15 protein-coding genes are annotated in these 12,293 nt (G+C 41.5%); 10 read left to right on the top strand and 5 right to left on the bottom strand.

Annotated features, from left to right (window positions below; translation table 11 throughout):
• Positions 1 to 439: 439 nt before the first annotated feature.
• The 9 genes from ACFGVS_RS14000 (at position 440) to ACFGVS_RS13960 (ending at position 6,530) form a co-directional block, all read left to right on the top strand.
• The gene (locus tag ACFGVS_RS14000; protein ID WP_090644027.1) at positions 440 to 1,045 is read left to right on the top strand and encodes a hypothetical protein; all 606 of its coding nucleotides are present in this window, start codon (positions 440 to 442) and stop codon (positions 1,043 to 1,045) included.
• A gap of 180 nt (positions 1,046 to 1,225) precedes the next feature.
• A complete protein-coding gene (locus ACFGVS_RS13995) occupies positions 1,226 to 2,659 on the top strand; it encodes a sigma-54-dependent transcriptional regulator (RefSeq protein ID WP_439699092.1) in 1,434 nt (477 codons plus the stop codon).
• A gap of 4 nt (positions 2,660 to 2,663) precedes the next feature.
• Positions 2,664 to 2,873, top strand: a complete 210-nt coding sequence (locus ACFGVS_RS13990) for a hypothetical protein (protein ID WP_090643540.1) — start codon at positions 2,664 to 2,666, stop codon at positions 2,871 to 2,873.
• 153 nt (positions 2,874 to 3,026) lie between these two features.
• Positions 3,027 to 4,070: an AI-2E family transporter gene (locus ACFGVS_RS13985; protein WP_090643544.1), complete on the top strand. Its 1,044-nt coding sequence runs from the start codon at positions 3,027 to 3,029 to the stop codon at positions 4,068 to 4,070.
• Positions 4,071 to 4,222: 152 nt separating this feature from the next.
• Positions 4,223 to 4,489 (top strand): YtxH domain-containing protein, encoded by a 267-nt coding sequence (locus tag ACFGVS_RS13980; RefSeq protein ID WP_090643549.1) that lies wholly within the window; start codon positions 4,223 to 4,225, stop codon positions 4,487 to 4,489.
• A 69-nt stretch (positions 4,490 to 4,558) separates the two neighbouring features.
• Complete coding sequence (locus tag ACFGVS_RS13975; protein WP_090643554.1) at positions 4,559 to 4,909, top strand: phage holin family protein; 351 nt, start codon at positions 4,559 to 4,561, stop codon at positions 4,907 to 4,909.
• Between the two features lie 5 nt (positions 4,910 to 4,914).
• Complete coding sequence (locus tag ACFGVS_RS13970; protein WP_439699091.1) at positions 4,915 to 5,361, top strand: hypothetical protein; 447 nt, start codon at positions 4,915 to 4,917, stop codon at positions 5,359 to 5,361.
• 65 nt (positions 5,362 to 5,426) lie between these two features.
• Positions 5,427 to 6,077 carry a tRNA (guanosine(46)-N7)-methyltransferase TrmB gene (gene trmB, locus ACFGVS_RS13965; protein ID WP_439699089.1) on the top strand — a complete coding sequence of 217 codons (651 nt, stop codon included), beginning with the start codon at positions 5,427 to 5,429 and terminating at the stop codon, positions 6,075 to 6,077.
• A 120-nt stretch (positions 6,078 to 6,197) separates the two neighbouring features.
• A complete protein-coding gene (locus tag ACFGVS_RS13960) occupies positions 6,198 to 6,530 on the top strand; it encodes an MGMT family protein (RefSeq protein WP_439699088.1) in 333 nt (110 codons plus the stop codon).
• A 214-nt stretch (positions 6,531 to 6,744) separates the two neighbouring features.
• Here the strand turns inward: ACFGVS_RS13960 and ACFGVS_RS13955 are convergent, their stop codons facing one another.
• Entirely contained in the window at positions 6,745 to 7,050 is a 306-nt protein-coding gene (locus ACFGVS_RS13955) for a VOC family protein (RefSeq protein WP_274211896.1), read from the bottom strand.
• A 260-nt stretch (positions 7,051 to 7,310) separates the two neighbouring features.
• Between ACFGVS_RS13955 and ACFGVS_RS13950 the strand changes: the two genes are divergently transcribed.
• Entirely contained in the window at positions 7,311 to 7,487 is a 177-nt protein-coding gene (locus ACFGVS_RS13950) for a DUF6496 domain-containing protein (protein ID WP_167516215.1), read from the top strand.
• A 69-nt stretch (positions 7,488 to 7,556) separates the two neighbouring features.
• On the opposite strand, the gene ACFGVS_RS13945 is transcribed toward ACFGVS_RS13950, so the two are convergent.
• The 4 genes from ACFGVS_RS13945 to mgrA form a co-directional block, all read right to left on the bottom strand.
• Complete coding sequence (locus ACFGVS_RS13945) at positions 7,557 to 8,060, bottom strand: hypothetical protein (protein ID WP_439699087.1); 504 nt, start codon at positions 8,058 to 8,060, stop codon at positions 7,557 to 7,559.
• 3 nt (positions 8,061 to 8,063) lie between these two features.
• Complete coding sequence (locus ACFGVS_RS13940) at positions 8,064 to 10,166, bottom strand: M48 family metalloprotease (RefSeq protein WP_439699086.1); 2,103 nt, start codon at positions 10,164 to 10,166, stop codon at positions 8,064 to 8,066.
• On the bottom strand, positions 10,163 to 11,134 hold the full coding sequence (locus ACFGVS_RS13935; protein ID WP_439699085.1) for a Gfo/Idh/MocA family protein: 972 nt from the start codon (positions 11,132 to 11,134) through the stop codon (positions 10,163 to 10,165). Before ACFGVS_RS13935 ends, ACFGVS_RS13940 begins: the two co-directional genes overlap by 4 nt.
• A gap of 103 nt (positions 11,135 to 11,237) precedes the next feature.
• Entirely contained in the window at positions 11,238 to 12,230 is a 993-nt protein-coding gene (gene mgrA / locus ACFGVS_RS13930) for an L-glyceraldehyde 3-phosphate reductase (protein ID WP_274211900.1), read from the bottom strand.
• Positions 12,231 to 12,293 lie beyond the last annotated feature (63 nt).

Genomic DNA, 12,293 nt, shown 5'->3' with positions numbered 1-12,293 from the left:
TCTGATAAATCCGACGAATCGCGGTTCAGACAAGTGCATTAGGGATCGTCGCGGATACCGGCCAAAGTGGCTAAGGCCTGTGTAGTATGAGCACAGAGCCCGGCCGTAGGCAATGCCCGGAAAAAGAATCGAGCGGTTAGAATCAGAATTAAGAACGCAGTTTAATTTGATTTTTTTCGCAATTGCGGCATTTTACGCAGAAAATACCTTTCGATAGTCCTAAATCCGATGTTAAGCCAGTGTTAATTCTGACATTGAAACAGCAATTGTCAAGCTATTTTACAGTGTCCTGACCATTGTACTGTATTGGTCAAAAAATAAATTATTGTCAATCAAACGGTTAAATACTCATGACTTTTGGATGAAAAATCATATGTGTTTTGGTGCTTTAATTTGCCCTGTGTTTAAAACAAAACAAAATCAAAACACAACAATGGTTATGAAAAATTCATTCAAAATTTCAGCTTTAATTTTAGCTTTTGCCGGCTTAGGTCTTGGCGCATCAGCTCAAACAACAACACCTACTACCACAACAACTTCTACTACAACAACCACCCCGGGTGGCATTCGTTACAGCATTGGCGTTGATGCGGGTATTCCTGTAGGCAACTTTAAAGATAATTACAAATGGAACTTAGGCGGATCGGTACAGGCAGATATTCCGGTTTACAAACAACAGTTATTTGTAACTATTAACGCAGGATACAACAATGTTTTTGGCAAAAAGAATGTTGGTGGTGTTGCTGCCAATGATGTTACCGATTTTAAATTGCTACCAGTAAAAGCCGGTTTAAAATTCTTCCCTATCGAAAATTTTTATGTACAGGGTGAAGCAGGTGCGGCTTTTTTGCTAAACAAATCTGATCTTGGCGCCAACAAATCAACCGCTTTTGTTTATGCTCCACAAATTGGTGTTCAGTTCCCGGTAAGCAAAACCAGCTTTATTGATGCTGGCGTGCGTTACGAAGCAACCACCAAATATGCCACTGGTGTTGATGCAAGCAAAGTGAATTTTATAGGTGTACGGGTAGCATACGGTTTTTAATATCGACTCTACTTTTACCTAAAAAAGCAAAAAGAGGCGGCCGGTTATGGTCGCCTCTTTTTGCTTTTTGTGGATATTTTTTTAACCAATGTGACAACTATAATTCAATAAAATCGTACAAATAGCTACATTGTTTGTAATTTAACGCCTTTAATACATTTTACCACTGTAGTAACCGATATGAAAAAAATCCTCATCATTGATGATGAAGTTAATGTAGCCTTACTGCTATCTAAATTTTTAATCCGCAACGGCTTTGATGTAAGCACTGCATCAAGCGGTACAGGCGGAATGGAAGCCCTTAAAGTTGGCGATTATAACCTGGTACTGTGCGATTTCAGGCTGGAAGATACCGATGGGCGGGAAATGCTCCGCAATATTAAAACACAATATCCAAAAACCGGCGTAATTATTATAACCGGCTACTCGGATATAAAAATGGCTGTTGAGCTTATAAAAATGGGTGCCTATGATTATATTACCAAGCCCCTATATCCTGATGAAATTTTAAATACCATCAACAAAGCGTTTGAAACACATTATGCTTTAGTTGAGGCCACCGAAAATACTACAGGAACTGTTAACGCCGACAAATCAAAAAGCAAAGAGGCTAAAAAACAAGTATTCGCCAGCGAATTTGTGGCCGGTACCAGCAAGGCATCAAAAGAATTGCTGAGGCAAATTGAGTTGGTGGCGCCAACTAATTATAGTGTAATTATTTTAGGCGAAAGCGGTACCGGTAAAGAATCGGTTGCTAAAAGTATCCACCTGAATAGTCCGCGCCATAATCAGCCTTTTATTGCTATGGATTGCGGTTCGTTAACCAAAGAACTGGCAGCCAGCGAATTTTTTGGGCACGAAAAGGGTTCGTTCACCGGCGCTTTGTATACTAAAATAGGCCACTTTGAAATGGCAAACGGTGGCACTTTGTTTTTGGATGAGGTAGGCAACTTATCATACGAGATACAGGCCGCCCTGTTGCGCACAGTACAGGAGCGCAAGGTTAAACGGATTGGCAGCACAAAGGAGATTGATCTTGATGTGCGCATCATTATAGCCACTAATGAAAACCTGCAGGATGGTATAAGCAAGGGTAAATTCAGGGAAGATTTATATCACCGCTTTAACGAGTTTACCATTTACATGCCGCCACTGCGGGATCGCGGTGCTGATATCATGTTGTTGGCCGAGCATTTTTTAAGGATAGCCGCCAATGAATTGGGCCGTAATGTGGAGTCATTTGCGCCCGAAGTTATTGATTGCTTTATGAACTACCGCTGGCCAGGTAATATCCGCGAGCTTAAAAACGTGATCAGGCGGGCCGCGTTACTGGCCGAGGACAACGAGATTACCATGAAGGCCCTGCCGCTGGAAATCTCCAACTTTAAAATGCCGTCGTTTGAGTACCCGGCTCATTCTGTGCCGTCGACTTTTGATGCGCCAGAGGCTAAAGAAAACAGGCATGATTTAAAAAATGCCGCACTTGAGGCCGAGTATGAGACCATCATCCGCGTTTTACGGGAAGTAAACTTTAATAAAACCAGGGCAGCCGAGATATTAAAGATTGACAGGAAAACCCTGTATAATAAAATGAAGGCTATCAACCTAAAGTAATACGATGGATTTGCATGAACAGGAAAAGGATAGCGAAGATGACCAGCTGCGCAAGCTGAAACACGATATTAGAAACCAGCTTTCAAACGTGCACCTGGCATTGGAACAACTAAAGTACGAATTGCCGGATATAAACGAGGAGTGTTTGTTTTATATAGAAATGATTGACACAAGTGCCAAAAAGATAAACGAATTGTTAAATGGTGCGGAGTAGGCAAATTACAGCCAAATTACTTTTCAAAACGCTGAAACTTTTTAGCGTTTTTTTTGTCTCAGAAATGGGAAGAGAATCAAGAACCCAGGAGTCGGAAATGACACAGTTTGCGATTTCGTTTTCTTGATGCTAATATCTTGATTCTTATCACCAATGTCAATTTTTAACTACAAACAACGCAACAATATTATCCTGGCCAGTATTATAGTACTGGGGTGTTTTTTGCTGTATGCGCTTAGTGGCTTATTCAGTAGTATACTTGGCGCTATTGTATTGTATGTTATTTTCAGGCCGCTGTATGTGAACCTGGCCGAGAAGCGTGAATGGCCCAAATCGCTGGTGGCGCTTCTCATTATTTTTACTTCATTAATCATTATTGTTATTCCCTTCCTTATCCTAAGCATTATGGTAGTAGGGAAAATATCCAGCATTAATATTAAAGACTTACCCATTGATCAATGGACTACAAAAATTGACGCGTTTGCTGCCGCCAACCTTAATCAGCCCCATTTTGCCGAAGAAACGCTGCAAAAATTAGGCTCATTTGGTACCAGCCTGTTCCCATCTATACTTAGCAGCGCGGCAAGCATTATACTTACCTTGTTGGTTTTGTATTTTATTTTGTATTTTATGCTTACACAAATGCGCGAGTTTGAAGCGGGTTTGTTAAAATACGCGCCATTCAGAGAACAGCACGCATTAAAATTTGCAGCCGCCCTACGCGATTCTACCTATTCGAACGTTTTAGGACAAGGGATCATAGCTGTTACACAGGGTGCGCTGCTGGCCAACGGTTTTTTAATATTCGGCATTCCCGACCCGGTTTTTTGGGGGGTTATAGCCATATTTATTTCATTTTTGCCGGTAGTAGGTGCGCCAACATTATGTATACCGGCAAGTATTTTGTTATTTGCACAGGGGCATAACTGGCAGGGTGTTGCATTGCTGGCTTATGGTTTATTATTTATAGGCAACGTTGATAATTTTTTAAGGATGATTATCAACAAGCGGGTGGCCAATACGCACCCCATTATATCCATCATTGGCGTGTTTATAGGGTTGCCGCTTTTTGGAATATTAGGCCTGGTTTTTGGTCCGCTTTTATTATCTTATTTTTTATTATTGCTGGAGATATATGAAACTAACCGTATGGCTGCCGACAGGCTTGAACGGATTAACACAGCAGCAGAAAACTGACAGCCATTGAACAGTTTTGTAAACACAGAACAAAAAAATAACTGACAAAAAAGCCATTTACACGCAATTAGTATACAAATAACACAATTAATGATATTTGGCAAGGTATTGGTATTAATGAATCAAATGTTCAACTTTAAATTTATATTACAATGAATGATAACACAAAAGTAGTTGTTGCATTGCTTGCGGGCTTGGCAGCAGGGGCAGCTTTAGGCATTTTATTTGCACCCGATAAAGGTGACGAAACTCGCGATAAGCTTACGGAATCATTAAAAAACCTTGGCGATTCGATTAAAGAAACCGCCGCGGCCGAAATTGACAACCTGGTTGGCCTGAAAGACAAAGTGGTTGGAAACATTAAATCAAAAATCCGCGGTGCCGAAGAAGAGTACCAGGACGATTTGGAACATGCATAATTTTAAATAGCCCGGATAATTCATATTATTGAGTTATCCGGGATTATAAAATTAGTAAACAAACAACCTATGGAAGCCGAAAAAGAAACACCACCACCATTACCACCAATTATTGATCAGTTAAGGGAATACGCCGAAACACGGTTTAAGCTTTTAAAATATGAGGCTATTGAAAATGGCACTTCCATTTTGGCAAGTGTTATTACCGATGTTGTTGTGGTATTAGGTATGGTGCTCTTCTTCATATTCGCCAGCCTTACTTTAGCGTTTTACCTGGCCGATTTATGGAACTCCAATTGGATGGGCTTTGGATGCGTTGCCCTTATTTATTTAATTATTGCCATCATTATTAAGTTGAATAAAAGCCGTATAGAAAAACCACTGGCCAATATTTTTATTCAAAAAATATTTAAAAGGTAAACATCATGAGCTACCAGATAAGAAGTATAAACGATTTGCAGGAAGAGATATTCAGGCTCAAGACACTGGAGAGCCATCAAAGCGCGGCTTTAAAGGCGCGGGTGAGCAGCCCCTCTGCCATATTTTCATCTGTTATGTCGTTGTTTCCGCGTTCGGTTGATAGCGATGGTGTTCGTAGTTCCGGCCTTTTTCATCCGGATATTATAAACCTGGTATCAAGGTTTGTAATTCCGCTTACTTTAAATAAAACGCTGTTTAGAAATTCAAATTTCCTGGTTAAAACATTGGTGGGGCTGGTGTCGCAAAAGGCATCCAACTATGTTAATGAAGATTCTGTTTCGGGTATTTGGGGTACTGTAAAAGGTCTTTTTGAAAAGTTTACCAAAAAGAAAAGCAAGGATGAGTACAAGCCCGAACCCTATAAAAAGCCAGTCGCCGGGCCGGTAGTTTAATGCTATTTTAAACCCCACCCTGCTCAATTAGCAGAAAAAGTTATTTTTGCACTTTATTTTATAAAGTGGGAAAAGATAAGTTAAAACGATTTGCAGAGATTGATACCTTTAGCAATGTATTACAATTGGATGCGGGCAAACCTTTTAAAGGAGAGTGGAGCAAAGGTTTTTTTAATAATGACAACCCGGTAGTTTTAGAGCTGGCCTGCGGCAAAGGCGAATACACGGTAAACCTGGCCCAGCTTTTTCCTAATAAAAATTTTATTGGTATTGATTATAAAGGCAACCGCATTTGGCGTGGTGCAAAAACGGCTATCGAAGATGGCGTTTCTAATGTTGCTTTCTTACGCATCCAGATAGAAAACCTGCTTGATTATTTTGCCGATGGCGAAGTAGACGAAATCTGGATTACCTTTCCCGACCCACAGCCGCAACTAAGCCGCGAGAAAAAACGGTTAACCTCTCCGCGGTTTTTAGATAAATATATCAGGATCCTGAAACCATCCGGCTGCGTAAACCTTAAAACCGATAACGATGGCCTGCATGCTTACACGGCCGAAAAGATTGAAGAGCTGAAACTAAAACTACACATCCGCACCGAAGATCTTTATCATTCGCCTTATGCCGATGATGTGCTATCGATAAAAACCTATTACGAAAAAAAATATTTGAAGGATAACAAGAACATTAATTATCTTAAGTTTTCGTTTGAGTAACGCATGAAGGCTAAAAGCTTAAAGCGGAAGGCCTAAAGCCTTGAAAGCCAAAATCTGTCAATAATAACACCAGGTGATTTAAAGCTTTTAGCCTTAAGCATCCGGCCCTAAGCTTTTAAAATGGATGATATTAACTTTTTTGATAAAGTATACCAGGTTGCAAGGCTAATACCTAAAGGCAGAGTAACATCATATGGGGCTATCGCCGCTTATTTAGGTACCAAAGGATCATCGCGTATGGTGGGCTATGCTATGCAGGCGGCAGGCAGGGCCAATCCGCCGGTACCCGCGCACCGGGTTGTAAACAGGCAGGGCTTGCTTACCGCCAAGTTTCATTTCGGGGGTAATACCATGCAGGAGATGTTGGAAAGCGAAGGTGTAAAAGTAACTGATGACCAGGTGCAGGATTTTAAAACCGTGTATTGGGACCCCAATATTGAGTTGGCGTTATAGGTTAATGGTTTGAATTATAGTGTAATAGAGATACAGTATGGTAAAAAGCTCTATAAAAGGTATTATAATTGCCATTACAGGATGGTTTTTACCCCTCAACCATTTGTAAGTTAACCAGCAAATTCCGACTGGAATAATGATGCTAAATATAAAGGCAAACATGATCAGTGTGAAATCGAATTTGGCTTGTCTGAAACTGTGACTCATAACAATATTATTTAAGCATCTCTAATAATTCTATCCTGTTACCAAATGGGTCGATAAAAGAAAACCGTTCCCTGCCGGGGATTACGGGTTCTTCCATAAATTCTACTTCATAACTTTTTAAATGTTCACGTGCTGCTGCAATATTGGTCACCTCAAAGGCATTGTGCCTTGAGGTGCGTGGCATGGCCTCCTCGGTACTCAAATGCAGCTGGATATTGGCAATATTAAACCAATAACCTTTCGACCTGAACTTAGGCCGCTCAATTTGCTCAAGACCTATAATATCGGCATAAAAAATCCGTGCTTCCTCCAATCACTCGGCAGGTACAACAATCTGGAAATGGTCGGCACGTTTAAAGTTAATCATCGGATATTCAGAAACAAAACTACTTATTCAACACAGCACGGCGATATGGGCAGTTCCTGCCTCACCTTATTAATTGGTATATGCTTATCGATGTGGCGTTACGAAAAACAATCAAAAGTCGGCTAAAAATTGCAAACAACAAATGGCCTTAAAAAAAATGGCCTTTATTTTGCTTTGGTTAAAATATCTACTTAAAACTAAATATTATGGCAAAGTATTCAGAAAAAGCAGGTGAAAAAGTTGAGAAAACCATGCACGAAATGAAAGAGGGGAAACTTAAAAGCGGCAGCGGTAAAAAAGTGACCAGCAAGAAACAGGCCGTAGCTATTGGTTTATCAGAAGCCCGTAAGGAAGGCGCAAAGGTGCCTAAAAAGAAAAGCTGATATTTAAAAGTAACAAAGCCACCGGCTGTAATAATCGATGGCTTTGTTACTTTTAATTGATAAAAATATCTACTTAAAATCGGTAGCTATCCAACTGGCCAGGTTGCCTTCTTTATTAATCTCTATCAGTTTTTCAACTTCATCATCCTTTTTATGAGATTCTTCCATGCTGTATTTGGATAGCATGGCTCTTAATGCTACCAGATTGGCCGTGTTTTTATCAAAATCGGTTTTATGTTGTAATGCAAATTTGGCGTACTGTGAAGTATAGGTAAACAACAGCTCGGGATTAAGATCGCTGAGGTCATTTATGGCTTTATTGATGGATACCGAAACGCTGTGCGAGCCTTGTACCCAGGCTAAGATAAATAAGCGGGCGGCCTGCCTTTTTTCGCGTTTGTCTTTCCAGCCGGTTTGTTGCAGCCAGTCGGCTGTGTTTATTACCTGCTGCTCGTACATGTCAAAGTCGGCATCGGTTTGCAGTTCGTAATGCATGGGCACATCATATTTTTGTGCGGTTGCCGTAAGGCAAAAGATAGTTAATGTTATACTAAGTGTTAAAATGTATTTCATGTGTTATTTGTTATTAAGCAGGCTATACTGAAAGTTCAGCAAGTCTTTTTTTATTTCGAAATTCCTTTTGGCTACTGCCGATATATATGCACCTACCCCTTTGTTAAAAATGCCGATGGCCTCATTATCGTATTTAGGTTCATAATAATAAATCCACTTTGATGCCAGGTATTTATCTGCAGCTTCAAGTTGCTCCTCATCCATAAAGGCGCGGGTTTCTTCATCGGCTATTACAACCGCTATCCTTGGCTTCAGTGTGCGTTCAAAATTATAAACTTCGGTTAAAGTAGCGTTAATATTGTCGGCTGTCATGGTGTTGTACACCCGGTTAAAAACCAACATGGTTTTATTGTACAAATCATAATCCTGTACGGCATCGGCCTGGTATTTAAATAGCCTGTTGTATTTAACGGCAAGTAAATCGCGGGCTTCGCCGGTATTGCTTTTGTTGTAAAAGAAGATGAAAATATTTTTGTCCAAACTTTCCAGCTTTTTAACGGATTCGTGCCGTTCATGATCAATAAGGCCGCTTACTGTTTGCGCCTCGTTCTTTATGTATTTATTGCCTTTGTAATCAAAGGTTTTAATGTCGTTTTGGGCAGTTATAAGTGTATTTAATGTGCTAATATCCTGCTCCATTCTTTCGATTTTTTTTGGCAGGCTGCAATTGGCATCGGTAAACAATTCCTCAAAAGTAAAAGTTGTATCTGTAACCATGTTAATTGCATCTTCCACGTCAAACCGGGTTATCCCACGACCATCATAGTAGCCTTTATATGCCTCGTTAAATGAGTTTTGGCTAATAGCGTTATAAAAATCAGCTTTAAAACCTTCCAGGTTGATAACGGAAAAATCCTTGTTTAGTTTTGCCCCGGCATAAATCTCGTCGGTAAGCAGTATCTGCAGCTGTTCGGGGTTATTAAATATCACCCAGGCGGGCTCGTTAACTACAGGAGCATTCAGGTTGATAATTGTTAATGCAGCTCCCCGGTCCTCGTTTGACGGATGCGACGACCATTGGTCATTAATAATCACCTCGCTGGTTTCGCCAATGTTGGTATGCTTATCAATTATTGGCAGCCCTATGCTATCGGCTTTAAGCCCATGGTTGGCCGCATAATGACTGATCATTTCCAACTGTTGCGGATAAAAATTTTGTGACCGTTTGTTTTCTGCCAATTGGCTATTCCAGTAATTTAACAGGCCGCTGTAACATAGCTGCCCAACTTCAATCCGTTTTAACGATGATATGGCATGGTTTGAACCGCTTACGTAGGCTGCCATGGCATCGGCATGAAATTCCATTTCGCGCGATAAGCCCATATATGTTTTATTAAGCACCACATATATCTTTTTAAGGATGTTTTGCATGCCCATCACCAGTTGGATATTGATCCAGGCAAACAGCCGGAATATGCTGTGAACGCGGGCAAAGCCGTTTAAAAGCTTGCCGTAACCATCATTGTCATACAGCATGTTGTGAATAACCTTGTTAAGGTTATATACGTAGCTGCCAAACTTCATGCTTCGTTGCGAAAAATGGCCAAACTCATGCGCCATAATTGCCTTAAACTCCGATAAGTTAATGGAGTTTACCAACCCGAGGCCAATTTTAAGGTTCTTTTTAACCGGAAAAAACATGCTCCAAAAGCTGGAATCGTAAAATACACCGGCGTTTACGTCGGCCGAGATAAATATCCGTTTTGGAAAAGGCGCCTGCGCCTCGTCCGTTAGTTGTTTAATAAATGCAAAAAGCGCAGGCTGATCGTCCGGAGTTATCTCCATCATATCTGAATGGTCGGCAGGCGTACTTTTAAAAAGAAACTTGATGGTAAAAAATACCAGCATCAACCCCGATCCCATTAAAGCAACTCCGGCTATCAATCCCATAAATGACGACAGCCCGGATATGATAACTACGCCCAAAGCGATAAATGCCCCTGCAATGGCAACGGCACCCAGGAGTAGTAAAAGGTAGGTGAGTATAAAAAGAAATATTGCCCCGATGGATTTGTAAACCTGTTTGGTAAAAGCCCGCGAAGGCTTTAAAATACCTTTATCGGCATGTACAGGCATCGGCGGAAAGGTAAAGGCACTTGTGCTCATTTAGTTTTAGTAAATGAATCCATAATATCCATTAAAACAACGGCCTCGTCAATGGAGCAGGGGTTAGGGCCCTCGTTTTTAAAGTAAGCCACAATTTTTTCGATCATGGGTTGCTGTATGTGCTGCGGGTGTTTAAAAGTTACGGTTTCATCTTCGGTATCCGTTTTCCAGCTCACATAATTGCCAAAAAACGGGAAAGTTATTTTTCCTTTAGTGCCGATGATCTCGCAGGTATCAGTGGTTAAACTTTCGGCAACATTAAAGCACCAGGAGCCATTAACTACCACTTTGTTTTTAAACTGAATTTGGCCGCAAACATGGTCATCGGCCTGTGTTGATGCCGATTGGTTGAGTGAGAAGCCGTGATATTTTTCAGGTTCGCCAAAATAATATAACATCAGGTCCAGTTGGTGCGGGGCAAGATCATGAAAATAGCCACCGCCCGAAAATTCAGGCAGCACTCTCCAATTAGCTTCGCTTTCAGCAATCAATTTTGGCTTACGGCTTTGCCACATCCTGATTTGTACTGTGCGCACTTCGCCAATTTTTTGTTTGTCCAGCAAATCCTTCACCATTAAAAACATAGGTACGGCCCTGCGGTAATGTGCTACAGTGAGTTTTGCATTGCTTTGTTTTACGGCCGCAGCCATAGCCCTGGCTTCATCGGCATTACGGGTAACAGGTTTCTCCACATATACATTAAAACCCTTTTCTAAGGCAGCTAAAGCATACTCCAGGTGTGATGATGGGGGAGTAGCAATATAAATGGCATTTACGCCGGCTTCGGCCATCATTTTATCAGCGTCGCTGTACCATTTGCTCACCAGGTGGCGGCTGGCATAGTCGGCTGCTTTAACTGCATCGCGCCGCATAACGGCTATCAGATCGCTGTCGGCCACTTTTTTAAATGCCGGCCCGCTTTTAAGTTCGGTTACATTGCCGCAACCAATTATGCCCCAATTGATCATATTGCCCCCTCTGCCCCTCTAAATCTCCCCTAAAGGGGAGACTTTTAAGAAACTTGTATTTTTAATTAATTGATAATCTAACTATTATTCCCCCTTCAGGGGGTTAGGGGGCTAATATCGCCTCTATCTGCGCCAGTTCATCGGCCGAAAAAATAATATTATCCAGCGCCTTTAATGAATCGGCCAGTTGCTCGGCACGGCTTGCGCCTATTAGTACCGATGTAACGCGGGTATCTTTAAGCAACCATGCCAATGCCATTTGTGCCAGTGTTTGGCCGCGTTGCAGGGCAAGGTTGTTAAGTCTTTTTATCTGGCTCAGGCGTTCTTCAGTTAATTGCGAAGCCTGTAGAAAGCCGGTTGATTTTGCTGCCCTTGAATCTTCGGGGATGCCGTGTAAATATTTGTTGGTTAACATACCCTGGGCCAATGGCGAAAAAGGGATACAGCCCACACCCTCGTTGCCCAGCACATCCATTAAGCCACCTTCAACCCAACGCTCAAACATGGAGTATTTTGGCTGGTGGATAAGGCATGGCGTGCCCAATTCTTTTAATATTTTAATGGCTTTAGCTGCAAGATCGGCAGGGTAGTTGGAAATGCCCGCATATAAAGCTTTCCCCTGGCGAACGATGAGATCAAGCGCTGCCATGGTTTCTTCCAGCGGCGTTTCAGGATCAGGGCGATGGTGGTAAAATATATCTACATACTCCAGGCCCATACGTTTAAGGCTTTGGTCAAGGCTGGCAACCAGGTACTTTTTTGAACCCCAATCGCCATAAGGGCCATCCCACATAGTATAGCCGGCTTTGCTGCTGATGATCATCTCATCGCGGTAACCGCGAAAATCTTCTTTTAAAATGCGACCAAAATTCTCTTCAGCCGAACCCGGCGGCGGGCCGTAGTTGTTGGCCAGATCAAAATGGGTAATGCCGCTATCAAATGCCAGGTGCAAAATTTTGCGGTAGTTTTCGGTAACATCAACGTGCCCGAAATTGTGCCACAATCCCAGTGAAATAGCCGGTAATTTAATGCCGCTATTACCGCAGCGGCGGTATTGCATTTTTTTGTATCTGTCTGCAGATGGTAGATATGTCATATTTATAAAAGGTATGGATTGGGTGTATTGTATCGGAAGTAAAAATAGAATTTTAATCAGAAT

Source organism: Mucilaginibacter sediminis (genome assembly GCF_051903035.1).
Classification (GTDB): domain Bacteria; phylum Bacteroidota; class Bacteroidia; order Sphingobacteriales; family Sphingobacteriaceae; genus Mucilaginibacter.
Note: the sequence above shows the minus strand (reverse complement) of the source record. Positions and strands in the feature narration are given on the sequence as shown.